Source organism: Dolichospermum heterosporum TAC447 (genome assembly GCF_024584745.1).
GTDB classification, from domain to species: domain Bacteria; phylum Cyanobacteriota; class Cyanobacteriia; order Cyanobacteriales; family Nostocaceae; genus Dolichospermum; species Dolichospermum heterosporum.
This window is the reverse complement of record NZ_CP099464.1, coordinates 4,048,293-4,074,060: the sequence shown is the minus strand read 5'-3', so window position 1 is coordinate 4,074,060 and position 25,768 is coordinate 4,048,293. Positions and strand designations below refer to the sequence as shown.

Below are 25,768 nucleotides of genomic sequence, written 5' to 3'. Positions count from 1 at the left end.
GATAATGGAAGAAAGTGCTATTCTCCTGTGTGATTGTGTGGAGTTTTTAAATTTATGGTTTCATCAATGGCTCGAAATCAAGGCTGTATTTCCGAAGTTGAGAATAGTGGGGTGTTTAATTCTATACCACTGCCAACCAATGCTTTATTTGGTACAGATGGCATTCGTGGCAAGGTGGGAGACTTACTGAATGCGCCTTTGGCTTTACAAGTGGGTTTTTGGGCGGGGGTTGTCCTCCGTAATTATGCAACTGTTCCTGGTCCAATTATTCTGGGACAAGATTCCAGAAATTCCAGTGATATGTTAGCAATGGCTTTGAGCGCCGGGTTAACTGCTGCTGGTTTGGAAGTGTGGTATTTAGGATTATGTCCTACACCTTGTGTAGCCTATTTGTCCAGCATCACCAATGCCATTGGGGGAATCATGATTTCCGCCAGCCACAATCCTCCTGAAGACAACGGAATTAAAATCTTTGATTCCCAGGGTGGTAAGTTATCTAAAGCCCTACAAGGCGAAATTGAGGCGGGATTACGAGGTCAATTATCCCCCGATTTGAGAATAAATAATTGCGGTAGACATTATTCCCGACCTGAGTTAATCAAAACATATAGCCAGTCTATCCAAACACCTTTAGCATCTGGACTGACTCTCGAAGGCATGAAGATTGTTTTAGATTTAGCTTGGGGTGCGGCTGTGGGTTTAGCACCTGGGGTATTTAGGTCAATGGGTGCGGAGGTCATTTGTTTACATGATCAGGCAGATGGCGATCGCATTAATGTCAATTGCGGTTCTACACATTTAGACATTCTCCAAGCCGCAGTCATAGAACATCAAGCCGATATGGGTTTTGCTTTTGATGGCGATGCAGATCGGGTTTTAGCTGTGGATAATACGGGCAGATCCGTTAATGGTGATTACATTCTTTACCTTTGGGGTCGCCATTTACAACAAAAACAACAACTCCCAGATAATCTGATAGTTTCTACCGTTATGGCTAATTTAGGCTTTGAACGGGCTTGGGAACAAATAGGTGGTAAATTAATTCGTACCGCTGTCGGTGATCAATATGTGCAAGCGGAAATGCAGAAAACTGGGGGAATGTTGGGCGGAGAACAGTCAGGACATATCCTGTGTAGTCATTATGCTATGACTGGAGATGGCTTATTAACAGCTTTGCATATTGCAGCGGTGGTGAAAGAGGCTAATCTCTCCTTGGGAGAAATGGTAGATCAAAGTTTCCAAACCTATCCGCAAATCTTACGGAATGTGCGAGTATTAGATCGGGAACGACGGTTAGGATGGGAAAGTTGTCAACCTATCCAACAAGCGATCGCTATTGCCGAAGTAGCAATGGGTGATCATGGTAGAATCCTAGTTCGGGCTTCGGGAACAGAACCCGTAATTAGAGTCATGGTAGAAGCCGCAAATGCTGAACTTGTCCACCATTGGACAAATGAATTAGTTGCAAAAGTTGAAGAACACCTGGCTTAAACTTAAAATTTTGTTGCAAACCGCGACAGCCCGATGGGGTAATCGGTCTTTTGTGTCATACTGTCACGGTAGAATATAGATGTTTTCTTAAAATACAGGGAATCTTACATGACTCTTCGTCTTGGTGATACAGTACCTAACTTTACTCAAGCCTCTACTCATGGGGAAATTGACTTTTACACCTGGGCTGGTGATAGCTGGGTGGTACTATTTTCTCATCCTGCTGACTTTACACCAGTTTGCACCACCGAACTAGGAACTGTTGCCAAACTCAAACCAGAATTTGATAAACGCAATGTGAAAGCGATCGCTCTCAGCGTTGATGATGTAGAATCTCACAAGGGCTGGGTGGGTGATATTGAAGAAACCCAAAGTACCACTCTCAATTACCCAATTTTGGCAGATCCAGATCGTAAGGTTTCTGAACTTTATGATATGATTCACCCCAACGCCGCAGCTACCGTCACTGTGCGTTCGGTTTTCGTAATTGACAACAATAAAAAACTCCGTCTGACTTTCACCTATCCTCCCAGCACTGGACGCAACTTTGATGAAATTTTGCGCGTCATTGATTCTCTGCAATTAACTGATAATTACAGTGTTGCTACTCCCGCAGACTGGAAAGATGGTGAAGATGTGGTGATTGTCCCATCTTTGAAAGATCCTGAAGTCCTCAAAGCCAAGTTTCCTAAAGGTTATCAAGAAATTAAACCTTATTTGCGGATGACTCCTCAACCTAACAAGTAGGTTTTCATAACAGTAAATATTTCATTGTCGGGTGGGTTAGCAAAAATGTAACCCACCGTTACTTATTTGATTATGTAAGCATTGAGACTAAGATAAAATAAGTGGTTTAGCCAATGATTTTTATTTTTGGAGTAATTTTCTAGATGAGGTTGAATAGTCAAGGATATCTTAGTTAATCTAAGAATAGAAAGAAAAGAGGAACTGATGTATGACTGATCAAGTAGAAATTAATAAAGGTCACACTCAATCTAATCAGCAACCTCAATCTATTAAGATTAGAAACTTAAAAATCAGAAATTTTAAGGGATTAGATGATATTGAACTTGATTTTCCAGTTCCACAGCTAAAAGCTGATCCAGATATCATCGTTATGGGTAGTCGTAATGGACTGGGTAAAACATCAGTATTAGAGTCTTGTGCATTACTATTTTTAGCGGCATCTCAAGATAAAATATCTTTGAATAGATTTCTTTCCCCTGGTATTTCTATTAATATTCCTGACCTCTTAATTAGAGGCGGTGAAGAAGATGCAAATATTAGTGGTGATTTTTTTGTTGATCATCAAAAATTCAGCGTAAATTTACAAATTTCTCGTACTGGCAATTTTAAAACTAATATTGATACTTCAGCATTTAAACAAGTCTTAACTCAAAAACATTTTCAGTTATTTTATACAAGTGATAATATCGAAAGATTCTTTTATTCGTTAGTAGGTTTGAGTCCAGAACCAATTCTACTTCCACATTTCATTTATTTTCATAGCTATAGAAAAATTCAGGAAGGTGGTCTAGAACTAGGAATGATGGTTGAAGATAAGTCATATAGAAGATTAAAAAGAGTCAGAGCAGAGCTTCCTATCAGCACATTTAAACTGGAAATTTTGCGTTCATTAATGAGTCGAGGTGGTCTCTTTGAAAATATAGACGATACTGAATCGGAGAAAGTTATAGAAACATTAAATGAATTAATGAGCCGATACGCATCTGGTACTATTGAAAAGTTACGTCCATCACCAGATAATACTATTGAGTTTAGAATTACGCCAACAAATGGTAGTGCATCTTTTACTTTTGATGGATTAAGTTCTGGACAAAAAGAGATAATATCAACTCTTTTTCTGATTTGGAAATATACCGCTCGTTATCCGGGAATAGTTCTGATTGATGAACCTGAATTACATCTTAATGCAGAATGGCATCGCCGATTTATTCATCATTTATATCAACTTGCACCAAACAACCAATATATTATTGCTACTCATTCTGAGGATATTTTTGCTTCTGTAGAATCTGATAGACGTATCCTCCTATCATCTGGTGAAGATTGATAAAATGATGATTAAACCTAAAACTAATGTTCAACCTGAACAGGTAAGACAAGGAGCTAGTCACGTTATATTTGTAGAAGGTAAGGATGATAATTCAATCGATCCTTTTATTATAAACACACTTTTTACTAATAATGATATTTTTGTGGATGTTAAACCTCTTGGTGCATCTTTTCATATCAGAAGTGCAGCAGAGGCTCTTCATCCACATCACCCTGAATACTATTTCATTATTGATAGAGATCATTGTTCTAATGAAGAAGTCGAAAGTACATGGTCTAATTTTCCAGATGAAACCAAGAATAATTTATTAATATGGAGGAAACGAGAAATTGAAAATGTGAATTAGTTAAAAAGAGAATAAATATTAAGTAAGATATACACGGTTTCACAAAGAAACGGTATTACCTATTTTCTCTTGAAGAGAAGTAATAATTTCAGGAGTTAATTCTACTTCTGGTTGTACTACTTCACGTTCAGCTAAAACTGATTTAATTTGACTTTCGGAAGCTTTTCCTAAACCTTCTAACAGTGTTTGAAAACTCTGTTCTTGCTCAATTATTTATTTTTCTGGTGTTGTTTGAATAAACTCTGTTGATACAGCTTGGCGAGTTAAAGCATAAACTATATATTGATTCAAAGAAACACCTTCAGTTTCAGCTAACCGGATTAATTGTTGGTGTAATGTTTCTGGTAATCTCAGTGTTAATTGACTCATTATTATTCCACTAAATTAAAACCTATCAATATCTATATTTAATTCACCACTATGATACTTACGATGACACTCTGGACAGAACGTGATCATATTTTGTAGATGAGCTTCTCCTCCTTCGCTGTAAGGAATCAGATGATGTCCATGTGCTTTTTGTGTAATTTTTCCACACACCATACATTGATATCCTTCAACTTCTTTAACTTCCTTTTGTACTTTTCTATGTTCGTAAGGTCGTTGCTTGCCCATTTTGATATTTCCTTAAGCATTAAAAAATTATTGACTCCCCTATCCTCAATGTTTTAAATGATTGATGTTTCATTGAGAGAAAAGGGGAGAATGAAATTTAACTCATAAGTAATTGGACAAAAATATTTACAGTCATTGCGAGCGAAGGGAAGCAATCACAACCCCTGCAATTGCTTCATTTCACTTCGTTCCATTGACAATGACATTGTGTAATTAATTCTGTCTCACTACTTAAATCTGGTGTTATTCATCATTATCACTCGAATCAAGAAATTTCAATTCCTGTGCGGGAAGAGATTTCATATCTCCTTCAACTATAGTTCCTCTTGCCTCTGGAGCAATTTGTTTTTTTAGTTTTTTTATTCCACTAGAAATCTCTTCTTGTTCCGTTTCCGTCAACATATCAATTCTGACAGTAATTGCCCGATTTCTCTCCGACTTTTTAGTCATTATTAATACTTTTACTGAATATGAAATACCTGACAATTTTTCTAAAAGGTACTTACTTTTACTTTTCCTTGTGGAGTTTCTTGAACCGTACTAACTTCCATGACATTTGTCTCATCTATGTGAGTAATTACTAAGTTAGGAGTTTGGTTAATTCTGGGCATTTTGTTCTCATCTAGACTTATGGAAATTACGAAAACTTCTCCTTTTTGATTCTTGATAACAACATGATAGCCTGAATCTATAGGCCATAAATTTATTACTTCTTCTCCTTCTTTAAGAATTTTGATTTCTGGTGGAGAGATATGATTAGCTAACATAGTTATGTTCTCCATTTTGTAAAAAGAAAGTTATAGTACGATTTTAATATAGAGTACATCCAAAAAACAATCTTGTAAAGAAATTTGATAATATTTTTTGTCTGATAGGATCACGAGGATCATTGACATAAATTAAGATATTAGTATCAACGGCGTTCATGCAGCATCTCCCGTGTGAAACGAGGTGCATTTAATGGAATCGGATTTTGCTGCATTCGTGAAATTAGAAGATTGAGAAAACGTTGTTTGCTTTCTACATCGGAAATGGGAGGTGAAACAATAGAACTTGATTGAATGAGTAATTCCACCGTGAGATCAACAACTTACTTGCTAGAAAGATATGTCGTGACTTACAAGTGCCAGAGCCAAATACAACCTAATACTTCGTTGGAACTGACATTGCGATCGCTATTTATTGACGAAAGTGCGATCGCTCGTAGGTTAAATTGATAAACTGCGATAGCGAAGCGCCCCGCAGGAATCACTTGTAGGTTAAATTGATAAACTGCGATAGCGAAGCGCTCCGCAGGAATCACTTGTAGGTTAAATTGATAAAGTGCGATAGCGAAGCGCTCCGCAGGAATCGCTTGTAGGTTGGATTGATAAAAGTGCGATAGCGAAGCGCTCCGCAGGAATCGCTCGTGGGTTAGATTTATAAAGTGCGACCGCTTGTAGGTTAGATTGATAAAGTGCGATTGCTTGTAGGTTGGATTGATAAAGTGCGATAGCGAAGCGCTCCGCAGGAATCGCTAGTAGGTTAGATTGATAAAGTGCGTTCAATTGTACCGTTATACAGAAAAATTCTGGATAAAACCAAGGGAAAAATTCTATCCGACTTTGAATTGAGTAAGCGGATATTATCGTATAATTTTTTCATGTATGACGATACCTGCCGATTTCTTGCCGAAAATTTTTCTGCTGACTTTGCCAGTTGGCTTTTGGGTGAACCTGTCACCCTGACACAAATCCAACCCTCGGAACTCTCCCTTGACCCGATTCGAGCCGATGCCTTGATTTTGCTGGAATCTAACGAATCCGTTTTACATATCGAGTTTCAAACGCTCCCTAAAAATAATATTCCATTTCGCATTTTGGATTACCGTGTGCGAATGTACCGAAAAGATCCGACTAAACCAATGCGACAGGTCGTAATTTACTTAAAGCAGACTAGATCGGAGTTGGCTTATCAAACGAGCTTTATGATGGAGCGGACGCGCCATGAGTTTGATGTCATCCGATTGTGGGAACAACCTGCATCACTTTTCCTGCAATATCCTGGGCTGATTCCCTTTGCGGTTTTGGGTGAAAGTGTGAATGCCGAGGAAACGTTGCGCCAAGTAGCTAAAAGGGTGGATCAGATTGTAGACCCTACAACAAAAGCAAACCTGATGGCAGCATCAGGGATTTTGGCTGGGCTAAAATTAGAAGATGAGATCGTTTATCGTTTATCGCATACTACGGAGAGACATCATGCAGGAATCCACTGTTTATCGTTCGATTGAAAGAGATGCTCGGAAAGAGGAGAAGCGGGCGATCGCGCTTAATCTTCTACGCGGTGGCGTGGCACTCAATCTTATTGTATCTTCCACAGGTTTATCGATCGAGGAAGTTCAACAGATTCAGCAGCAACTGAATGAGTCTGCAAAAAACTAAACTTGCTCGTAGGTGGTGTTAGGAAGTGCGATAGCGAAGCGCTCCGCAGGAATCGCTCATAGGTTCGATTGATAAAGTGCGATAGCGAAGCGCTCCGCAGGAATCGCTCATAGGTTGGATTGACTAAGTGCGATAGCGAAGCGCGACCTAGGAATCGCTCATAGGTTAGATTGATAAAATGCGATTGCTTGTAGGTTAGATTGACCAAGTGCGATAGCGAAGCGCGACCTAGGAATCGCTTGTAGGTTAGATTGATAAAGTGCGATAGCGAAGCGCTCCGCAGGAATCGCTTGTAGGTTAGATTGATAAAGTGCGATTGCTTGTAGGTTAGATTGACCAAGTGCGATAGCGAAGCGCTCCGCAGGAATCGCTTGTAGGTTAGATTGATAAAGTGCGATAGCGAAGCGCTCCGCAGGAATCGCTTGTAGGTTAGATTGATAAAGTGCGATAGCGAAGCGCTCCGCAGGAATCGCTTGTAGGTTAGATTGATAAAGTGCGATAGCGAAGCACTCCGCAGGAATCGCTTGTAGGTTAAATTGATAAACTGCGATAGCGAAGCGCTCCGCAGGAATCGCTTGTAGGTTGAATTGATAAATTGCGATAGCGAAGCGCGACCTAGGAATCGCTTGTAGGTTGAATTGATAAATTGCGATAGCGAAGCGCGACCTAGGAATCGCTCACAGGTTAGATTGATAAAGTGCGAGTTCGCCACTTACACCCTGACCAAATGCGAAAAACCCAATAACAGCTTAACCAAACCTACAGTTTTAAATACATCAGCCAAAAAATAATTTAATCATCATAATTCTACCCAATTCTCTAAACTTAAACCCTCAACTCTGTCCAAATCACTATCATTAGAAACCACAATTAAATCTTTAAGAATAGCAGTAGCAGCGATTAAAACATCTTCAGTTTGAATTGGTACACCCCTTAATCTCAAATTAGCATGAATTTGAGCAGCTTTTTCTAAAATTGCTAAATCATCTAAGAAAATAATCGGATATTCTTGACAAAATTCCTCAAATCTTGCTCTTTGTTTTGGTGCATCAACCGCTAAAAAACCTCGCCTAATTTCAAAATAGGTGATACAACTAATAAAAATCTTTTCTTCCTTAGACTCACTAATTGTAATCTTGTGAAGAATTTGGGAATTTTGTTTGAGTGCTAAAGAAACAATATTAGTATCTAATAAATAATTCATAAATTTTCTATTTTCTTTTAACTGCATCATCAAAAATTGCCATTTGTTCAGGAGTAAAATCCTCTCCTATTTTAGCCAAAAGGTGTAGAGCCATGATACCACTACAACGCTTTTTAAGACTTTCTTCTGATATCTGACTAAATTCTTCTAAAGAAAAGTTTTCTTTAAATACTTTTACTAAATCTTGAACCATTTTCGTATAATTTAGATCCTCTTTAAATAAAGGACGTTCTTCCATTAAAATAGCAACAACATTCTCAATTCTCTTAATTATTGATTCTTGTTTCATATCAGTTGATAACATAATTATTACCTCACTAAATAGTCTTTATGTCCATTATATCAAGTTTGTGAACTTTTGGGAATTATTTATACTAACACTTTTAAATCACCAATGAGTCCCCAAAAGTTTGTAGCGACTGTTTTGAATGTCAAGCGATAGCGAAGCGCGACCTAGGAATCGCTCACAGTTTAAACTGATAAAGTGCGATAGCGAACGCATTGCGTCCCGGAGGGAACTAGCGCGACCTAGGAATCGCTCGTAGGTTCGATTGACTAAAGTGCGATAGCGAACGCATTGCGTCCCGGAGGGAACTAGCGCGACCTAGGAATCGCCGGTAGGTTGGATTGATAAAGTGCGATAGCGAAGCGCTCTGTAAGAGTCGCGCAACGGTGACTTTCAGTTCGCTTTTTTCTATTGTCATAGAACTCGAAAAATCAAGTACAATTAATTTAGTGCCAACATAACATCTAATATCATGAATAACCTTCTATTAAATAGAATAACAATTAACCATGATATTTGTCATGGTAAACCCTGTATTCGTGGATTGCGCTATCCGGTGGAAATGATCTTAGAACTTTTGAGTTCAGGCATGAATATTGATGATATTTTAGAAGATTATGATGATTTAGAATACGAAGACATTTTAGCAGTTCTCAGCTTTGCTACTCGACTTACTCAAGTTAAAAGTATTCTCCAATTAGTTTCATGAAATTCTTGATTGATGCTCAATTACCAATGCGAATTGCCAATTTATTAGATAACTTAGGTTATGATGTTATACATACCAAAAATCTTCCTTTAAAAAATGCAACTCCAGATTCGGAAATCAACAAACTATCAATCCTGGAACAGAGAATTGTTATTACCAAAGATAAAGATTTTTTAGATTCTTTTTTAATCAAACAAGAGCCTTACAAATTACTACTAATAACCACAGGTAATATTAGTAACAAACAAATTGAACAACTTTTTCTACAAAATATCACTCAAATAATCGAATTGTTTTTGACCTATGATTTTTTAGAAATGACTAGAGATAGTTTGATTATTCATTAGTGCGAGTTCGCCTGTTGGGGAAGTGTAATCAGCGATCGCTTGTAGGTTAGATTGATAAGGTGCGATAGCGTTCGCATTGCGTCCCGGAGGGAACTAGCGCGACCTAGGAATCGCTTGTAGTTTGGATTGAGCAAGTGCGATAGCGTTCGCATTGCGTCCCGGAGGGAACTAGCGCGACCTAGGAATCGTTTGTAGGTTGGATTGATAAAGTGCGATAGCGAACGCATTGCGTCCCGGAGGGAACTAGCGCGACCTAGGAATCGTTTGTAGTTTGGATTGATAAAGTGCGATTTTCCCAACCAGTTTCTACTAATAAATAATGATCATTTTTTTCATCTAACACCACTTCCACCTTCACCTGTTCATCATTATCAAAAAAATCAGCATATTCTTGAATAACATTTTTAATAATCTGACGATATTGATTAGTTAAAGAATCCATTTAAGTTTAAGATTGCAATAAACGAGTAAATCCTTCTTGCTCAAAATGTTTATCAGTAGTCAACGCTTCCCTAATTCCTTTCTTCCGCATCAACACAAAACTGATAGCATCACACAAAGAATATGTTTTATCTTGTCGAACTAACAATAAATCCATTGCTTCCCGATGTAAAATTTCATCAACCCAAACCATCTCTACATTTGGATTTTCCATTAATTCCAACGAATACATTAACACCGTTGAACGAGGAAAACGTCGAACTAATGACAAAGCTATCAACTCAGCGAGAACATAGTTATGTGTGATAAAACGACCGTTATAATTAGAAATTAATTCAACTGCTGTTTTGTGTTGAGCTTCATCTTGATGAAGAAAACAGAGCAACCCTGATGTATCAAGTAACACAATTATACCCTATAAATTATTATCATAAGCCTTAGCCAGATCAGCATCAATGCCTTCATTATCTATACCTGTAGCGTAACCGAGACTAATTACACCAGCATAGCCAAGCAAACGCTGACGTGCTTCCTCACTATCAGATTGAGGACTAACTAACAAGCTATATTGACGATTTAGAGAAGTTGCAACTAATTCGGCTACTGAAACTCCCACTGCTGTAGCTTGTTGTTGCAAAACTTTATAAACGTCATCATTCAGTTCCAAGGTTAATACTTTACTCACGATTTTTAAGCTACCTTAAATAACGTTCTAGTAATTATAGCTTTTTTCTCCATGAGAACTCAGAAAAATAACGCATAATTAACCATTAACCAGACAGAGAAAAAACACAATGAACAAACAACCCCTCTGCATCGAGTCTTAGGTTTTGGTAGACTTGGCCAAGCATCCGCAAAACTCCTATCCAGCAAACGCGAAATGATCCTCGTAGCAGTGCGATCGCTCATAGGTTGGATTGACCAAGTGTGATAGCGAAGCGCTCCGCAGGAATCGCTTGTAGGTTGGATTGATAAAGTGCGATAGCGAACGCATTGCGTCCCGGAGGGAACTAGCGCGACCTAGGAATCGCTTGTAGGTGGATTGATAAGGTGCGATAGCGAACGCATTGCGTCCCGGAGGGAACTAGCGCGACCTAGGAATCGCTCAAATTAGACTTATAAAGCAAGATCGTTTATAATATACTGAATAGACAACATTAGACAACCATTCCAGCATAGGAGCTATCTATGTTGTTACAAGAACTTAAAGAACAGATATTCAAAAGAGGTAAATAGTTATGCAAAGTATGAGAGTGCGATCGCTAATTGGTAAAAATGGACTTTTACAAATTCAATTACCCGAAACAACAGAAGGAACGGAATTAGATATTATTCTTGTTTATGAATCAGCATTACCAACAAAAACAACAACAAAATTGAGTGATTTTTATGGTTGTATTCAAGATGAAACATTTATCAGACATCCACAGCCAGAACAAGCAGAAAGAGAGCTATTTTGATGATTTATCTGCTAGACACTAATGCCTGTATTATTTATCTCAAGGGCAAAAACTTTCATTTAAAACAAAAGCTGGATAATATCCCACTTTCAGAAATTGCTGTTTGTTCAGTTGTGAAGGGTGAATTATTTTACGGATCAATTCGTAGTGCTAACCCAGAGCGTAATCTGACGTTACAGCAAGGATTTTTGAGTCAATTTGTGTCTTTGCCATTTGATGACCAGTCTGCTAGAATTTTCGGAGAGATTCGCGCCTAACTTGCTGCTAATGGAACACCTATTGGAGCTTACGATTTACAAATTGCTGCTATTGCTTTAGCGAATAATTTGATCTTAGTTACCCATAATACTAAAGAATTTTCACGCATTCCCCAACTACAATTGGAAGACTGGGAAATAGATATTTTGTAATCTTTTAACTGTAAGCATTACAGCTATCAGTGCGATAGCGAAGCACTCCGTAGGAATCGCCAATTGATTTTAAGTTTAATCAGCGAACTGACAAGTCAGCGCTTACGCGATCGCCTTGCGTTAGTAAGTGCGATAATTGAGTCATTGTAAAATCAGCCAACTTTCGGTTAATTAATTAGTTTCTTCTCTCAGTTACTCGTTGATCATTCCGAGTCACGTCTAATTCTTCACGACGAATAGTATCTTCCGCTTCAACTGTATCCTGTTCAACTATTTTCTTGATTTTTACTCCTCCTTCACCTAAATCAGCTTCAGTTAGTGATACAGTTTTAATACCCGTCTCTGCACTGGCGTGTTCAATGACTATGCGTTCTTTCTGAACAGGTACAGAAACTGTTACCATCTCAGTATATAGTTGCTTACTAATAGTTACTTCTCCTGTCTTCACACGAGATTTATTAGCTACTAAACGTTCTTCATATAGTTTCAGGTTTTGGTGATCCTGCTCATTCACATTGTAAAGATTTGGTTCTTCCTCATACCTATATGTATTCCGTTCAACAGGAACAGCAGGAGTAACTATTGTGCGCTCATGAGAAACTAGTGGAGAATCTACAGCTATCGGTGACTCTAGCGGTGTTGATGACTCTAAAGGTTCTTGTGCTATTGCTGGACGATAAACACCCCGCACCCGTTCCTCATAGTCGTAATCAATTTCTTGCAGATCTTTAAAATCTGGTAAATTTTCTACCTGCTGCTTTGTCAGCTTATTCGCGTACACCCGACGTTTATCATAGTCAATTCGGGAACGTCCAATTGGTAACAATACTTGTCTACCAAAAAACCAAAACCCTGTGTCCACAACTAAATAACGCAAACGCCCTGAATCATCTACTAATATGTATTTAATAGTGCCAACTTTATCATCATCTATGTCTGAATAGACATCAAAATGCTTAATCTTTTCAACTTCACTGTCATCCAACCCTGGACTATCATAGTTAGAGTCAGGAGTAAAGTCTTCAATTTTGTATAAAGCCATATTCATTTAGCTCCAAACAGCTATACTTATAATTTTAAAAATAAAATTTTTTACTTCTTCTTTCTAAAGAAGGATATTAATATCAATAAATCTTGCTGTTCTGGTGGAAATGTATTATCAGGATATCCAGCTACAATTACGAAGTTGATATGTTTTTAAATGGGCCAAACAGGGAATGATTAGCTAGAATGATCAGACAACAGGCGGAACAAGCTTTATAATTGTGAGTTTGCGCCGTCCGATGATAGAATCAATCAGCCCAACGCACAATTGGCGTAACTCAAGCCAGAGGCGCGGATACTCAAGTTTTGAGTATTAAGTTAGGTAACAGGGAACAGGGAACAGGAAAAAAGTTTACCAATGACAACTGACAACTGACAACTGACAAATTTCTGTTAAAAATAGACATATACATAAACCAGATTCGAGATTGCCTACGGCACGCTACGCGAACAGGAAGACCTATAGAATGACTTCAGAACAAATAGTTAGACGTTCAGATATATTAAACACTCAGGTAATCACCCGCGACAACGGTAAGCGGTTAGGTATCGTGAGTCAAATTTGGGTTGATGTTGATCAAAGAGAGGTTGTGGCACTAAGTTTGCGAGACAGCCTGATCTCTATTTCTAGTTTGCCTCGCAATATGTATCTCAACACCATCAACCAAATCGGTGATGTCATCTTAGTTGATAACGAGGATGTCATCGAAGATGTAGAAGTGGAGATTCTCAGTAACCTGATGAACTGGGAAGTAATCACCGAAACAGGTGAAGTTTTAGGCAAAGTAAGAGGCTTTAAATTTAATGGCGAAACGGGTAAAATATACTCTATCGTCATTGCCTCCTTGGGATTACCCCAAATCCCCGACCAGTTTTTGAGTACCTATGAACTATCCATTGATGAAGTAGTCAGCACCGGACCTAGTCGGTTAATTGTGTTTGAAGGTGCTGAAGAAAGAGTAAACCAGTTAACTGTGGGCGTTTTAGAACGGCTGGGAATCGGTAAAGCCCCTTGGGAAAGAGATGCAGAAGAAGAATTTGGCTATAGCGCCCCTCGGACAGTTGCACCCAGTAATCAATTACCTAGTGGTGTTCCTCTCCAACCACCTCGTCCCAAAGTCCGCATTCCTGAACCCATAGCCCAAGAAGAGGAATGGACGGAAGACTATGTAGAAGAAGAAAGACCCCAGCGTCAGGTGATGAAAGCCCGTTCCTACGAGTCAATTCAGTATGAAGAAGACGAAGAAGATAACTGGAGTGATGCAACGGTAAGAGATAGTTATCAGGAAGCCCCAAGAGCGGAAGCCAAACCTGCCAAAAAGACCTACGCTGACCAGTATGATGACTATGATGATGATCTAGACGGTGATGCCTGGGATGATGCACCAAAGCCTGTAAATATTCCCAAAAAGGTTAAGGAACGACAAGTGGAATACGAAGAAGAAGGCGGATATTAAGTTTTGTAAACCCCCTCTACTATAAGTAGCTACGGTGTACACACAAGTTATCGAATCACCATTATTCCTCAAATTACCCCACCTTAACCCTCCCCGATGCTTTGGGGAGGGAACTAATTTTTCCGGTTTCCCCCCAAAGCATCGGCTACCGTGTACACACATCCTTACCCAAAGCCAGTTTTCCACAACGAGAAAGAATTTATTAATTGGTGCAACACCAACTAAACGAGAGATTTGCTTCAATACCTCAGCCAAATTATGAACGGTGAGATGATACAGCACTTCCTGATGTTATGAGGTACAAAGTTTCATCGCCAATCCTGTAGGGGCGCAGGGTCTGCGCCCTTAATTATGTTTAATTCTGATTAGTCCATCTTCATTAGGGATATTTTTAGGCTGGTTAGTTTATCAAATATTTCCAATATTTGCAAATCGCTAAACCTGCATTTAGATTAGATATTCTTCTTCTGTGATAATTCCCTCTTTAAATATTTCTTTTAAAGTCCTGGGAGAAGGTGGTTTTGGAATTACGTATCAAGCACAACATACACTTTTAAAGTCACGGCTACACAGGCAAAACCCGCCTGCGCGGGTTTGAAAACCTTGATTTTCCGTGAGTCCGCGCAGGCGGACTTTGTTTGTATAGCCGCGATTTCTAATCGCCAGGGCTTGGTGCTGTGCAAAAATGAACATAATTATATTTTAGGCATTTGTAACCTATGGTTTGGCAAAAGGGGTATAAATTACAGGGTGGAAGATACGTTATTGAAAAAGTCCTGGGAGAAGGTGGTTTTGGAATTACGTATCAAGCACAACATACACTTTTAAAGCAGTGGGTAGTTATAAAAACGCCGAATGAAATCCTAAAAAATGATTCTGAATACCCCAATTATGTAAAAAGATTTATTCAAGAAGGACGCAAATTAGCACAACTTTCTCAACAACCACACCCGAATATTGTTCGTGTAACAGAATTATTTGAAGATAGTAAAACATATTGTTTAGTAATGGACTTTGTACCGGGTGAAAGTTTATTTAATTTAGTCCAAAAACAGGGAGCATTACCAGAATTAGAAGCAGTAGGATATATAAAACAAATTGGAGAGGCTTTAATTTTTGTTCATCATCAGGGTTTAGTTCATCGGGATGCACACCCTGGTAATATTATGGTACAAAAAAATGGCAAAGCTGTTTTAATTGACTTTGGTATTGCTGGGGAAATAATGCCCCAAGATGGATATTTTACTTCTCATCATCCTGCTAATATTGCTTTTGCACCCTATGAACAAATGGGAGGTAATAGACAAGTAACGATTGATGTTTATACTCTTGCTGCTTCTTTATATTATGCAGTTACAGGTAAACGTCCTGAAAGTTCGCTGGATAGAAAATTGTATAATAAACCGTTAATTTCTCCTAATAAATATGTTGTTGGTATTAGTGATAGTTTGAATCGGGCAATACTTAAAGGTATGAATTTAGAAGCGGAATATCGTCCGCAGTCTATGAGAGAATGGTTAAAGTTATTGCCTGATTTTAGTAATCAGGTTTATCAGGTTAGTCAGAAAACTCAACATCAAACAATTAGGACTGATAAAACATTTCCTGTTATTGTAGGTACTAATAATTCTCAACAACAAAATAAAAAAATTAATAATATTCCTTGGTTTTGGTTAGTAGTCATGAGTTTATATTATTTAATAATGGGATTGCTATTAGCACCTGCTGGTAAAGATTTGTTTTTATTATTGTCCTGGATGTCTTTTTGTTGGGCTGTGATTTGGACGGTTTATTATCGTTGGACTCTTGTTTGGGTAATATTGTGGACTTTGGTAGTAGTTCCGATGGAGACTCTTATTTTCGCTCAGATGTGGGGTGTAAAATACAGTTGGATAGCACTTGTGGCTTTTATTATGTTTTGGTTTTTGAATATTCTTTTTATCTTTACTTGTATTAAAGAAATAGAAAAATATTTCAGCCAATGGCATAAATTTTTAATTTTACTTTGTACATCCTGGTTAGGCTTATTTTTAGGCTGGTTAATTTATCAAATATTCCCAGTATTCACACGATTATCTTGATATTATAAAATAATGAGATAATTTTTCCAGGAGTAGGCTAATGTTACTTTACCACGGTACAAGTTTTGAAAATGTTGAGAGAATTCGGAGTCAAGGAGTTTTACCTCCCAGAGAAACCAAAAAAAGCAATTGGTCTATGCCTGAGTCAAATGATTATGAGTCAAGGAACGACTCTGTTTATTTAAGTAATGCTTATTCACAATACTATGCTTTTGATCAATACTATGCTGCTTTGAGTAAACAGTTTTCCTCACAATTGATAGAACCACCAATTGAATTTACTACACTAAGCTCGAAAGTAGCTTTAATTGAAATAGATATTGATTCCTTAAAACAAGATAATCTCTACCCAGATGAAGACTTTTTAGCACGGTCAAACCTGCCTTGTAAAATAGGAGAAACACTAGAAGAACGCACAAAGTATTTTAAAGAAAATTTAGAATCCTATCAGGGTTACTTGAAAGATAGCCTTCAAGAAATGGGTAACTGTTGTTATATTGGTGTAATTCCTCCAACAGCGATTTCTCGCATTACAACATGGTGCTGTAAAGAAGTTAGGATTCTAAAGGCATTGAGTTATGATTATGTGTACGACAAAGGTGGGGTTACAATATTTCATGATCAGGAAGATAGTCAAATTTTACGATTGCTAACGAAATGTTTTGCAAAGCGAGAATTCCAAATAGATGAACTACTATTTTTATGTAAAACAAAGTTTCAACTGGATGATAATTTTGATTATGATAAAATTAAAGATATCCTCATCCAAGAAATTGAAAGAATTGAAATTGTCTGTGATAAAGACTGTGGTACAATAGAATCGGAGTCAAAAAATCTAAGAGGGTGTTTGAAAAGTTTTGAATGTATAAATTGACCCCTCTCCAAACCTCTCCCCGACGCGGGGAGAGGCTTTGAAAACCCCATTCCCTGGTAGGGAAGGGGGGCAGGGGGGTTAGGTTTTTGGAGATTATGGGTTTCATCTGATACTTTTCAAACAACCTCTAACTACATAAATATAAAAAATATGAACAACCTATCAATTCCAGCGCAAACATTACAGGAAGCATGGGAAAAAGGTTTACAGCAAGGCTTAACCCAAGTTGCTGTAAATATGTTACGAGAAAGTATTGATTTAGATTTTATCGTCAAACTAACTGGACTGCCATTAGAAGTAGTTAAAAATTTACAATCTGTTCATACAGATGATGATAAAATATTGGTTAAAGAATTTTTAGAAATGAGTGAATCATCATTAAATAAAATTTGGCTTGATCCAGAGAAAGACGAAGCATGGAAGGATCTATAGAACTTTCCTTTGTGTTATAATACAAATCGAATATTGCTAACTTTATTAGTAACCTATCGCAATGACAAATAAAACCATGAAAAACAAAGAATTTTATGTAGTAATTGAAAGAGATGAAGATGGTATGTATATTGGTGAAGTTCCTCAACTAAAAGCCTGTTATAGTCAAGGAGAAACTATTGATGAATTAATGAAAAATATTAAAGAAGTTATTGAAATGTGTTTAGAAGAACTAGAAGAGGAATTAACCACAGAATTTATTGGTGTGCAAAAAGTAGTATTATCATGACTAAATTACCAACAATTACAGGAGAAGAACTGATTGCTGCATTAGAAAAAGCAGGTTTTTATATAGTCAGACAAAAGGGGAAGTCATGTAAGAATGAAACATGAAGATAATCGAGTTGTTTCTATTCCTTCTCATAGTGGTAAAACTATCGGCAAAGGTTTATTAGTAAAAATAATTCGAGATGCAGATTTAACTAAAGATGAACTGATAGAGCTTTTAAATTAGGGATCTACCGTTCCTTTTATGTAAAATAATATTTATTGTAGGTTGGGTAGAACGAAGTGAAACCCAACATTTACGGTAGTATAGCAAAGTGTGTTGGGTTTCGTTCCTCAACCCAACCTACTGAATATTAATAAGTCAAAATTAAAAATTGACAAACTTTTGTTATTAACTCCGTTTTATCAATCATTTCCTTTAATTGAAATTGATTATAGTATATAATAGAACAATTAAAACTGCGAGGTGAATTTATGGTAACTTTAGCACCTACTCACAGCGACACTCACACAAATAGCGTCATCCTCCATAATATTTCTTGGAATACTTTTGAACGAATTTTATTAGAAACTGGTGGCGATCGCCATAACAGGTTTACTTATAATCAGGGAATCTTAGAAATTATGACTCCATTAATGCCCCATGAACATAATAAAAGATTGATAGAAAAAATAATTGATACTTTAGTTGAAGAGTTAAATCTCAATGTCAAAAGCACTGGTTCATTAACTTGTAAAAGAGAAGATTTAGCTAGAGGTGTAGAACCTGATTCTAGTTTCTATATTCAAAATGAACCAATCATGAGAAATAAAACCAGTTTAGATTTAACTCAAGATCCCCCACCTGATTTAGTAATAGAAGTTGATTATGCTAGTTCTTCTATTGATAAATTACCGATTTATTTAGCTTTAGGTGTTCCTGAAGTTTGGCGTTATGAAGAACCTGTGATGCAAATTTATAGTTTATCTGAGGATAAATATATTCCTGGCAATGGTTCACCAACCTTTGGGAATTTACCTTTAAATACAGAAGTTCCTCAGTTTTTAGCTTCTAGTTTACAAGTGGGTGAAGTGTCAATGATTAAGAATTTTCGGAGTTGGTTAAAAACACAAATTTCCTGATTAAATTAAGAAGTCGGAAATCTGGGTATTATGTTTTTTAAGGTTGAGTTATACCCAACACGGCTTATTTGTTTGGCTGACAGACCCACCCTAAAATGAATTATGGCTTACGCCACGCTACGCTATCAGGGCTAATAGCTAAAGTTTACTAAAGTAAACTAAACAAGTTCAAAAATTTTCTAGTTCTTTTAGTCATCTTCAGATGACTTCTGCTATGAGACTGGGAGTTCATTCCTAGTCGGGTTATGGATTTTACGTTAAGTTGACACCATTAAGCATTGCTAAACCCCTACCAATCTAGGGTTTTCGTGATTTTACTTTCATTCCATGTCTCAACCGTTTTGAGTTACTTATTGCTCGGCTTTTATTGCTCAGGGGGTACAATAATATGATTTAATGGTAAAAAGGCAACTTCTCGATTAAACAGAATTTTGAATTATTATGGATATTTCACCTAATCAATCATCAACTCAATTTTTATCTTCGGAAGAATCCGCTCAAGTTGACGCGGCCTTGTTGTCTTCTCCTGAGAAGTTTTTAACTAGACTGACAATTTCTTCTTTGCGGATTTTACAACATATTGCTAAGGAATATGATGTTTCTATTGAGGAATTGACGACAAAGCAAATTATTACTTGGTTTGAAATTGATGCGAAAGTTAGAAGAGAGAAGGGAATTGAGGAAGCGTTTTTGAAGTGGTAGTAAATAATCCGTCATTCGTAGACTGCCAGCTTTTTGATTGCAATGCCTTGAAACAAGCGGGATAACTACTAGAATTAGCGAAAGCAGACTAATTCTATTAATCTGTCCATTGCTTGCTTGTCTATTTGTTGCGTCGCAGTTTCAGACTCTTTAACCTGCTCTTGCTGAGAAATTAGAGCAATATATTCATCAAAATTGACTCCTCTGTTTTCAATTCTTTGACGTAATTCAGGCTCGTCCATTAGTATAAGCAGAAAATCTTTAAGAACAAGCTTTGTATTCCATTGTCTAGCAGCCCATACTTCATCGGCTTCTTCTTTCCCAAAAGTACCCACAAATTGGTTATAGAATTCATGATCACTAATCTCTTGATCATGAGTAAGTCCAGCATGAGCATATTTCAAATCATCTTTCATTTCATCAAGTAAAGGTTCAAGCTCATTCTGGATTAAACTTTTATCATCTGGTTTGGAAGTATTTTCAACCTTACCCAAGACTTGAGAAGTATATGTTAGCTTTTCCAAGAACTCAAGTAATTTTCTCTCGGATACTTTTATCTCTTCCGTTTGTCTAATGTTATTCCAATCAATAACTGCAACCCAAATATTCTCTTCTTCAGAATATTTCACTATTCCATCTACTTCTAAGTCTTCGCTATAAAAAGTCAGTGATTGACCATCTTTTAATTCAATTTTTTGCCTGGCTAAATCATCAATAGTACCAATACAATTTAAACGAAGACAATCCTGTTCATCAGCGTTATTAAAATCAGCAAAAACTCTCAATCTATTACCTACAAGTTTTTGTTGGTTATTATCTTCCGGCGATTTTAAAGAATGTGCTGGTGTGTTCATAGATAACCTCCATGACTATTGTTGCTTTGGTTTAGGTATTGTAGGTGTTAGAAGATTACTGATTTGTTCTGGAGTTAAACCAGTTAGTGTTGCATGATAACCTCTTCCAGAAGTTCTAATTACATCACCACATGCTTTACGAACTTCTCCCACTGTTGTAACACCTATTTGCCCATGAGGAATTACTTTTACTAATTCCTCTATTGATAATCCTACCTCACATTGTATGGAAATTCCTATTATTCCACTGGGATGAGTACCTATTCCCATTTGGATATCTTCTGGACGGTTGCGGCCTCCTCGCACTACTAAGGCTTCATCTGGTATTTTTTCCACAGGCTTAAACTTGAAAAATCATGTACCTTAGACTTAGAAAAGATAGAATAACATATATTTCGTGTATCAACTAATTTTGTATAAAAGTTGAAATAACAATATGGCAATCTCTGATACCCTGCAAGAATCAAAGCTTTCGCGTCTAGGTCCTTGGTTGAGTAGTTTCCGTGGCGATTTGACGGGAGGATTAACAGCAGCAGTAGTAGCATTACCTTTGGCTTTAGCTTTTGCTGTAGCCAGTGGAGTCGAACCAAAAGCGGGACTCTATACTGCTATTGTTGCGGGAATTGTGGCGGCCATTTTTGGTGGTTCTCCAGTCCAGATTACCGGACCAACGGGGGCAATGGCCGTGGTTTTGGTGGGAATTGTTGCTAAATACGGGATTGAGAAAGTTTGGATTGCGGGGGTAATGGCGGGAATTATCCAAATTGCTTTGGGTGTGGCCAAACTCGGACAGCTAGTGAAGTTTATTCCCTACCCAGTGACAGCAGGTTTTACTAATGGGATTGCTGTCATTATTTTTTGTGGTCAATTAAATAATTTCTTTGGGTTAAAATTACCCCGAAGTGAACATTTTTTGCCGGGAGTTTGGCAAAGTTTAACTCATGTAGAAGCTTTAAATTGGGCAGCAGTGGCACTGGCAATTGTGGTAATTGTCACTACAGTTTTGTGGCCAAAAATTAATAATACCATACCCAGTTCTTTGGTGGGGTTGGTGTTAGCGACGGGAATAGCTACTTATTTCCATCTGAATGTTCCCACAATTGGCGCAATTCCCCAATCTTTACCCATGCCCCAAGGGATTCCCCACTGGAATGATTTTAGTGTAATTCGAGAACTAATTAATCCAGCTTTGGCTTTAGCAGCATTGGGAAGTATAGAATCTTTATTATCAGCGGTGGTGGCTGATGGGATGACGGTCAGTGAGAAACATAATAGCGATCGCGAATTAATTGGTCAAGGGTTAGCAAATATCATTGTCCCATTTTTTGGTGGTATTCCTGCCACGGGGGCGATCGCGCGAACTGCTGTTAATGTCCGTTCTGGTGGCAAAACCCGACTTTCTGGAGTAATTCACGGCGTGGCATTAGCCATTATTGTTCTCACCTTAGCACCCTTAGCTGCCCAAGTTCCCCTAGCCGCATTGGCAGGAATTCTCATGGTGGTGAGTGTGCGAATGATTGAATGGGAAGCCATTGGCTTGTTAATGCGGGCTACCTATTCTGACTTTGCGGTGATGATTTTGACTTGGCTGGTAACAATCTTATTTGACTTAGTTCTCGCGGTGGAGGTAGGATTAATTGCTGCCGGTGCTTTGTTCATCAAACGCATGAGCGATTTGAGTTTGGTGAAGATTCCCGAAACCGAAGTATTCCCCCCCGGAACTTCGCTAGAATTAGGGAAAGAAATTGCTGTTTATCGAGTAGATGGTCCGGTATTTTTTGGGGCTGCGGAGAGATTTGCTACCTTTATTCGAGATGAACCAGAGGTAAAATACTTAATTCTGCGGTTGCGGTTTGTGCCAAATATGGATACCACTGGGTTAGTAGCGTTAGAGGATATTTACCACGACTTAGAACGCCATAATTGTCGTTTAATTCTCACAGGTTTACAACCGGAAGTTAAACAACTGCTAGAACGTTCGGGATTATTAAAAACTATTGGTTTGTCCAATTGTTTTGAAACAACCACAGATGCTATTTATTCTATCTCTCCTCAAATTATAGAATATTCGCAACCAGGGGCAATTGATTTGAAATCAAAAGAATTAATGGAATTAAATGACTAAGTAAAACATGAATAAAAATATCAATCAATGTCTTTGTTGTTCTAGTCGTCGCCATTTTCTTAGATCTTTCCTGCCCGCAGCAGTGGCATTTACTGTTCTGCAATCAGCGACACCAGCAAAAGCCACAGTCAATCAATCCCAAGCTTTAGTTCTGAGTTGTATTGACTTCCGGTTTTTGACAGCAGAACAGTCTTTTTTAAGGAATAAAAATCTCACAGATAAATATGATTTAACAGCTTTAGCTGGTGCTTCATTAGCTTTAACCGGATTTCCCCACAAATCTGATGCTGAAGCATTTTGGGATCAGTTAGATATATCCTATAAACTCCATCATATCAACACAGTTATTATTATTGATCATCAAGATTGTGGGGCTTATGCAATGATGATTGATCCTAATTTAAGCAAAGATACAGAACGAGAGTTGCAAGTACATACAGATTATTTAAATCAAGCTTATTCATCAATTTGCGATCGCTATCCTGATCTTAAAGTTGAACTGTATTTTGCAACTCTCAATCAAGGAGAATTCCAACAAATTTTACCAAAACTTTAAAAATGGAACATCTTTAATCCTTTCAATCAAGAATTGTAATTATTAGTTCTAGAGGTGGTACGTGCGCCGGCAACTGCTCCTACTAAAGCAGTAAGTAAACCTAATAAAGAACCAAAAACATAAAACCACAAAGTTCTCGAAGTAGCAGCAGCAACATCACGAGTTTGTTCAGCAGTTAAGATCGGTGCATTTGGTGCTATGACATTACCTTGTTCCTGTAGTTGATTAATAACTTGTGCTGCATTATAAGCCACTACCCCAAAAGCACCCCAGACTCCATTTGCTAATAGAAAAGAGCTAAGTGCTAAAGTTGTTGCCCAAAGAATTGCCCCGTTGAGTATTGCTGTATCTCGGTGCATGGGTCCACAAGCACGGGTAGTGATCCAAGCACCAATAAATAGGGATAGTAATAATGCAATTGTTGACCAAATTCCGACATTACTAATAATAGTAGGGGCAACTGTTCTTGGTGCTAAGGATTCAGCAATTCTCCCTGCACCAAGGGCGCTAAAAAATGAACTCAATATTAATTGAGTTGCTAAAGCCACTAACACACCGGAAACTATTGGACCCCAGCGCACTCTGTCCCGATATTCAGTGACTCTACTAGCTATCAAAGATTCAGAAGGACTTATTTCTTCACCAACTCGATTTACGTATGACATAGCTATTTTCTCCCTTGCTATTGCGGCAAAGTTGCTGATGTTTTCGATTTTTGATATTTTTCCTGAAAAATCTTTGGTTTTGGATTTTTTCTTATAGCAGTTATCTTTAGGGTGCAATACAATCGAGTGCGGGAAACCCCCTACAGGCTTTAGGATTTGCTGACTGTATCTCACCAAGAGTGCATACCGCTATAAGTAATTGGACAAAAATATTTACAGTCATTGCGAGGGAAGGGAAGCAATCACAACCCTTGGAATTGCTTCATTTCACTTCGTTCCCTATGGCTAACGCTACGCTAACACAATGACATTGTGTAATTAATTCTGTCTCACTACTTATCAAATCTTTTTTATGCCCATGTTTAAAATTAAATCGCTAATTATAATTCTCAATCTCTATCAACAGAAAGAGTTGTTTACCCTTTCTTTAGTTATAAATTGGCTAGATGAAAAATGTTTAAAAATGGCAAAGTTATCAAAATATTAACGAATTTTGACGGCTGTTCCTGTGGCTGTAATTACTAATAAAACACCAGATTGATCAACGTTAATTGTCCCAGTATCAACAGCAATACCGACAACAGCATCTGCGCCTAAACGTTGCGCTCTTTGTTCTAATTCCTCCATTGCTTTCCGCTGCCCTTCTTCAAAGAGACGTTCATAGCTGCCAGTGCGTCCACCAACAATATCCCGAATACTCGCTAAAAAATCCCGGAGAAAATTGCTACCATAGACAACTTCTGCTGTAACAATACCTAAGTAGGATTGAATTACAGCACCTTGAATCACATCAGTAGTAGTTAAAAGCATACATTTATGGAGAAATTAGATGACTATTACCAAATTCAGGGGGAACCCTCGTTCCACGCTCCATTATACCTGCAATTTTGTGTAATTTATCAGTATTGGTTGGCGAAAGGATTAATTTATGGCTATAGTTATGAAGATGTCAAGTAATTTTAATAAATTATTAATATTCTATAAATGTGAATAAATACAGATTACAAAAATCAATATTTTTGTTTTAATGTACTAATAAAAACGGGTTAAGAAAATTTAGGAAAATTTACTATGTACAAAAAAACATCAGTCCTGTTAACTGCCTTATTATTAGGATGTTTATTTACTAGCACACCTGTAGTAGCAAAAGCTGATGTCCTACTGACACAGGTGAATAATCCAGAGTTGAAAAACTTGATAGATGAGGGGAAAAGACTGGTAGATTCTAAAGATTATAATGGAGCGATCGCTATTTATCAAAAAGCCGCAAAATTAGATCCCAAAAATGAAAGAATTTATGCTGGGATTGGCTACTTATATACTCAACAAGGCAATTTCACCTCCGCTTTAGATGCTTATCGTCGAGCTATTGCCATTAATCCTAATAATAGTGATTTTTACTATGCTGTTGGTTATCTGAAAAGTAGTACAAAAGATAACAAAGGCGCAAAAGAAGCTTACCGTCGGGCTATCCAGTTAAATCGGAATAATCTCAACGCTTATTTAGGATTAGGAGTTGCTCAAACTAGCTTAGGTGATTATCAATCAGCCATGTGGGCTTATGAACAAGCAATTAATTTAGATAAAAATAATCCCCGCACCTATGAGTTAATTGGTTCTATGTTTAAACAACGACGACAAACGACACAAGCAAACAAAGTTTTCAAAAAGGCATTAGATTTATATCAGCAGGGAAATGACGCGGAAGGTGCTGCAAGAATACAAGCAATGCTGCAAGAAATAGGCGGTTAGAATCAATTAA

37 protein-coding genes and 3 pseudogenes are annotated in these 25,768 nt (G+C 37.6%); 24 read left to right on the top strand and 16 right to left on the bottom strand.

Translation table 11 applies throughout. The features are described from left to right. Nucleotides 1–54: 54 nt before the first annotated feature. The 4 genes from glmM (at nt 55) to NG743_RS18210 (ending at nt 3,914) form a co-directional block, all read left to right on the top strand. Nucleotides 55–1,491 carry a phosphoglucosamine mutase gene (gene glmM, locus NG743_RS18225; RefSeq protein ID WP_257120622.1) on the top strand — a complete coding sequence of 479 codons (1,437 nt, stop codon included), beginning with the start codon at nt 55–57 and terminating at the stop codon, nt 1,489–1,491. Between the two features lie 108 nt (nt 1,492–1,599). Beyond that, the gene (locus tag NG743_RS18220; protein ID WP_027402136.1) at nt 1,600–2,238 is read left to right on the top strand and encodes a peroxiredoxin; all 639 of its coding nucleotides are present in this window, start codon (nt 1,600–1,602) and stop codon (nt 2,236–2,238) included. A gap of 208 nt (nt 2,239–2,446) precedes the next feature. Beyond that, complete coding sequence (locus NG743_RS18215) at nt 2,447–3,565, top strand: AAA family ATPase (protein ID WP_257120621.1); 1,119 nt, start codon at nt 2,447–2,449, stop codon at nt 3,563–3,565. Nucleotides 3,566–3,569: 4 nt separating this feature from the next. After that, entirely contained in the window at nt 3,570–3,914 is a 345-nt protein-coding gene (locus NG743_RS18210; RefSeq protein ID WP_257120620.1) for a hypothetical protein, read from the top strand. A 213-nt stretch (nt 3,915–4,127) separates the two neighbouring features. On the opposite strand, the gene NG743_RS18205 is transcribed toward NG743_RS18210, so the two are convergent. The 6 genes from NG743_RS18205 to NG743_RS18180 form a co-directional block, all read right to left on the bottom strand. Continuing rightward, nucleotides 4,128–4,283 (bottom strand): YlcI/YnfO family protein, encoded by a 156-nt coding sequence (locus NG743_RS18205; RefSeq protein WP_257120619.1) that lies wholly within the window; start codon nt 4,281–4,283, stop codon nt 4,128–4,130. A 15-nt stretch (nt 4,284–4,298) separates the two neighbouring features. Then, complete coding sequence (locus NG743_RS18200; protein WP_213719599.1) at nt 4,299–4,529, bottom strand: HNH endonuclease; 231 nt, start codon at nt 4,527–4,529, stop codon at nt 4,299–4,301. 243 nt (nt 4,530–4,772) lie between these two features. Beyond that, nucleotides 4,773–4,979, bottom strand: a complete 207-nt coding sequence (locus NG743_RS18195) for a hypothetical protein (protein ID WP_257120618.1) — start codon at nt 4,977–4,979, stop codon at nt 4,773–4,775. A 41-nt stretch (nt 4,980–5,020) separates the two neighbouring features. Beyond that, nucleotides 5,021–5,296: a hypothetical protein gene (locus tag NG743_RS18190; RefSeq protein ID WP_257120617.1), complete on the bottom strand. Its 276-nt coding sequence runs from the start codon at nt 5,294–5,296 to the stop codon at nt 5,021–5,023. A 146-nt stretch (nt 5,297–5,442) separates the two neighbouring features. Next, on the bottom strand, nt 5,443–5,604 hold the full coding sequence (locus NG743_RS18185) for a hypothetical protein (RefSeq protein ID WP_257120616.1): 162 nt from the start codon (nt 5,602–5,604) through the stop codon (nt 5,443–5,445). A gap of 42 nt (nt 5,605–5,646) precedes the next feature. Next, nucleotides 5,647–5,832 (bottom strand): hypothetical protein, encoded by a 186-nt coding sequence (locus tag NG743_RS18180; protein WP_257120615.1) that lies wholly within the window; start codon nt 5,830–5,832, stop codon nt 5,647–5,649. Between the two features lie 234 nt (nt 5,833–6,066). Between NG743_RS18180 and NG743_RS18175 the strand changes: the two genes are divergently transcribed. Both NG743_RS18175 and NG743_RS26715 read left to right on the top strand, forming a co-directional pair. Then, entirely contained in the window at nt 6,067–6,798 is a 732-nt protein-coding gene (locus NG743_RS18175) for an Rpn family recombination-promoting nuclease/putative transposase (protein ID WP_306459802.1), read from the top strand. Then, on the top strand, nt 6,767–6,949 hold the full coding sequence (locus tag NG743_RS26715) for an Rpn/YhgA-type helix-turn-helix domain-containing protein (protein ID WP_306459801.1): 183 nt from the start codon (nt 6,767–6,769) through the stop codon (nt 6,947–6,949). Before NG743_RS18175 ends, NG743_RS26715 begins: the two co-directional genes overlap by 32 nt. Before the next feature lie 799 nt (nt 6,950–7,748). On the opposite strand, the gene NG743_RS18170 is transcribed toward NG743_RS26715, so the two are convergent. After that, complete coding sequence (locus NG743_RS18170) at nt 7,749–8,153, bottom strand: type II toxin-antitoxin system VapC family toxin (protein WP_027402407.1); 405 nt, start codon at nt 8,151–8,153, stop codon at nt 7,749–7,751. Nucleotides 8,154–8,160: 7 nt separating this feature from the next. Further along, nucleotides 8,161–8,457, bottom strand: a complete 297-nt coding sequence (locus NG743_RS18165; RefSeq protein WP_027402408.1) for a hypothetical protein — start codon at nt 8,455–8,457, stop codon at nt 8,161–8,163. A 454-nt stretch (nt 8,458–8,911) separates the two neighbouring features. On the opposite strand from NG743_RS18165, the gene NG743_RS18160 reads away from it, so the two are divergent. Beyond that, a complete protein-coding gene (locus NG743_RS18160) occupies nt 8,912–9,148 on the top strand; it encodes a DUF433 domain-containing protein (protein WP_015080100.1) in 237 nt (78 codons plus the stop codon). Next, nucleotides 9,145–9,495, top strand: coding sequence for a DUF5615 family PIN-like protein (locus NG743_RS18155; RefSeq protein WP_027402409.1), 351 nt, complete (start codon nt 9,145–9,147; stop codon nt 9,493–9,495). The genes NG743_RS18160 and NG743_RS18155 overlap by 4 nt, the downstream gene beginning before the upstream one ends. Before the next feature lie 253 nt (nt 9,496–9,748). Here NG743_RS18155 and NG743_RS18150 read toward each other — a convergent pair whose 3' ends face one another. The 3 genes from NG743_RS18150 to NG743_RS18140 are packed head-to-tail and all read right to left on the bottom strand — an operon-like array spanning nt 9,749 to nt 10,621. Next, entirely contained in the window at nt 9,749–9,937 is a 189-nt protein-coding gene (locus NG743_RS18150; protein WP_080683860.1) for an element excision factor XisI family protein, read from the bottom strand. 6 nt (nt 9,938–9,943) lie between these two features. Further along, nucleotides 9,944–10,342, bottom strand: coding sequence for a type II toxin-antitoxin system VapC family toxin (locus NG743_RS18145; protein WP_027402410.1), 399 nt, complete (start codon nt 10,340–10,342; stop codon nt 9,944–9,946). 9 nt (nt 10,343–10,351) lie between these two features. Then, nucleotides 10,352–10,621: a hypothetical protein gene (locus tag NG743_RS18140; RefSeq protein ID WP_027402411.1), complete on the bottom strand. Its 270-nt coding sequence runs from the start codon at nt 10,619–10,621 to the stop codon at nt 10,352–10,354. A gap of 109 nt (nt 10,622–10,730) precedes the next feature. Between NG743_RS18140 and NG743_RS26960 the strand changes: the two are divergent. The 3 genes and pseudogenes from NG743_RS26960 to vapC form a co-directional block, all read left to right on the top strand. Then, nucleotides 10,731–10,852: pseudogene (locus tag NG743_RS26960) on the top strand (saccharopine dehydrogenase-like oxidoreductase); the annotation flags it as partial. A gap of 322 nt (nt 10,853–11,174) precedes the next feature. Next, on the top strand, nt 11,175–11,396 hold the full coding sequence (locus tag NG743_RS18135) for a hypothetical protein (protein WP_027402412.1): 222 nt from the start codon (nt 11,175–11,177) through the stop codon (nt 11,394–11,396). Further along, nucleotides 11,396–11,806 (top strand): annotated as a pseudogene (gene vapC / locus NG743_RS18130) (type II toxin-antitoxin system tRNA(fMet)-specific endonuclease VapC). Before NG743_RS18135 ends, vapC begins: the two are co-directional and overlap by 1 nt. Before the next feature lie 175 nt (nt 11,807–11,981). On the opposite strand, the gene NG743_RS18125 reads toward vapC, so the two are convergent. Continuing rightward, nucleotides 11,982–12,848 (bottom strand): DUF2382 domain-containing protein, encoded by an 867-nt coding sequence (locus NG743_RS18125; protein WP_027402413.1) that lies wholly within the window; start codon nt 12,846–12,848, stop codon nt 11,982–11,984. A gap of 140 nt (nt 12,849–12,988) precedes the next feature. Between NG743_RS18125 and NG743_RS26955 the strand changes: the two are divergent. The 10 genes and pseudogenes from NG743_RS26955 to NG743_RS18085 all read left to right on the top strand — a co-directional run. Further along, nucleotides 12,989–13,219, top strand: a pseudogene (locus NG743_RS26955) (hypothetical protein); the annotation flags it as partial. A gap of 98 nt (nt 13,220–13,317) precedes the next feature. Further along, nucleotides 13,318–14,307: a PRC-barrel domain-containing protein gene (locus NG743_RS18120; protein WP_027402414.1), complete on the top strand. Its 990-nt coding sequence runs from the start codon at nt 13,318–13,320 to the stop codon at nt 14,305–14,307. Between the two features lie 719 nt (nt 14,308–15,026). Then, nucleotides 15,027–16,388: a serine/threonine protein kinase gene (locus tag NG743_RS18115; RefSeq protein ID WP_257120614.1), complete on the top strand. Its 1,362-nt coding sequence runs from the start codon at nt 15,027–15,029 to the stop codon at nt 16,386–16,388. Between the two features lie 40 nt (nt 16,389–16,428). Further along, nucleotides 16,429–17,262 (top strand): hypothetical protein, encoded by an 834-nt coding sequence (locus NG743_RS18110; RefSeq protein ID WP_257120613.1) that lies wholly within the window; start codon nt 16,429–16,431, stop codon nt 17,260–17,262. A gap of 150 nt (nt 17,263–17,412) precedes the next feature. Then, nucleotides 17,413–17,694, top strand: coding sequence for a hypothetical protein (locus NG743_RS18105; protein ID WP_257120612.1), 282 nt, complete (start codon nt 17,413–17,415; stop codon nt 17,692–17,694). Between the two features lie 61 nt (nt 17,695–17,755). Then, nucleotides 17,756–17,983 carry a type II toxin-antitoxin system HicB family antitoxin gene (locus NG743_RS18100; RefSeq protein ID WP_201769137.1) on the top strand — a complete coding sequence of 76 codons (228 nt, stop codon included), beginning with the start codon at nt 17,756–17,758 and terminating at the stop codon, nt 17,981–17,983. Continuing rightward, entirely contained in the window at nt 17,980–18,087 is a 108-nt protein-coding gene (locus NG743_RS26950; protein ID WP_371316430.1) for a type II toxin-antitoxin system HicA family toxin, read from the top strand. The genes NG743_RS18100 and NG743_RS26950 overlap by 4 nt, the downstream gene beginning before the upstream one ends. Further along, nucleotides 18,077–18,208: a type II toxin-antitoxin system HicA family toxin gene (locus tag NG743_RS18095; RefSeq protein ID WP_257120611.1), complete on the top strand. Its 132-nt coding sequence runs from the start codon at nt 18,077–18,079 to the stop codon at nt 18,206–18,208. The genes NG743_RS26950 and NG743_RS18095 overlap by 11 nt, the downstream gene beginning before the upstream one ends. Before the next feature lie 248 nt (nt 18,209–18,456). Continuing rightward, nucleotides 18,457–19,104, top strand: coding sequence for a Uma2 family endonuclease (locus NG743_RS18090; protein WP_257120610.1), 648 nt, complete (start codon nt 18,457–18,459; stop codon nt 19,102–19,104). A 441-nt stretch (nt 19,105–19,545) separates the two neighbouring features. Then, complete coding sequence (locus NG743_RS18085) at nt 19,546–19,806, top strand: NDH complex assembly factor CRR9 (protein ID WP_027402419.1); 261 nt, start codon at nt 19,546–19,548, stop codon at nt 19,804–19,806. 74 nt (nt 19,807–19,880) lie between these two features. Here NG743_RS18085 and NG743_RS18080 read toward each other — a convergent pair whose 3' ends face one another. Continuing rightward, the gene (locus NG743_RS18080) at nt 19,881–20,660 is read right to left on the bottom strand and encodes a hypothetical protein (protein WP_228043719.1); all 780 of its coding nucleotides are present in this window, start codon (nt 20,658–20,660) and stop codon (nt 19,881–19,883) included. A gap of 15 nt (nt 20,661–20,675) precedes the next feature. Then, nucleotides 20,676–20,996, bottom strand: coding sequence for a hypothetical protein (locus NG743_RS18075; protein WP_027402420.1), 321 nt, complete (start codon nt 20,994–20,996; stop codon nt 20,676–20,678). A 100-nt stretch (nt 20,997–21,096) separates the two neighbouring features. On the opposite strand from NG743_RS18075, the gene NG743_RS18070 reads away from it, so the two are divergent. Both NG743_RS18070 and NG743_RS18065 read left to right on the top strand, forming a co-directional pair. After that, on the top strand, nt 21,097–22,785 hold the full coding sequence (locus tag NG743_RS18070) for a SulP family inorganic anion transporter (RefSeq protein ID WP_257120609.1): 1,689 nt from the start codon (nt 21,097–21,099) through the stop codon (nt 22,783–22,785). A 7-nt stretch (nt 22,786–22,792) separates the two neighbouring features. Beyond that, on the top strand, nt 22,793–23,341 hold the full coding sequence (locus tag NG743_RS18065; protein ID WP_027402422.1) for a carbonic anhydrase: 549 nt from the start codon (nt 22,793–22,795) through the stop codon (nt 23,339–23,341). A 26-nt stretch (nt 23,342–23,367) separates the two neighbouring features. On the opposite strand, the gene NG743_RS18060 is transcribed toward NG743_RS18065, so the two are convergent. Together NG743_RS18060 and NG743_RS18055 are read right to left on the bottom strand one after the other, a co-directional pair. Next, nucleotides 23,368–24,006, bottom strand: coding sequence for a hypothetical protein (locus tag NG743_RS18060; protein WP_027402423.1), 639 nt, complete (start codon nt 24,004–24,006; stop codon nt 23,368–23,370). Between the two features lie 483 nt (nt 24,007–24,489). Then, nucleotides 24,490–24,816, bottom strand: coding sequence for a YbjQ family protein (locus NG743_RS18055; protein WP_027402424.1), 327 nt, complete (start codon nt 24,814–24,816; stop codon nt 24,490–24,492). Between the two features lie 261 nt (nt 24,817–25,077). On the opposite strand from NG743_RS18055, the gene NG743_RS18050 reads away from it, so the two are divergent. Further along, nucleotides 25,078–25,758, top strand: coding sequence for a tetratricopeptide repeat protein (locus tag NG743_RS18050; protein ID WP_053538238.1), 681 nt, complete (start codon nt 25,078–25,080; stop codon nt 25,756–25,758). The last annotated feature ends 10 nt before the right edge of the window (nt 25,759–25,768 follow it).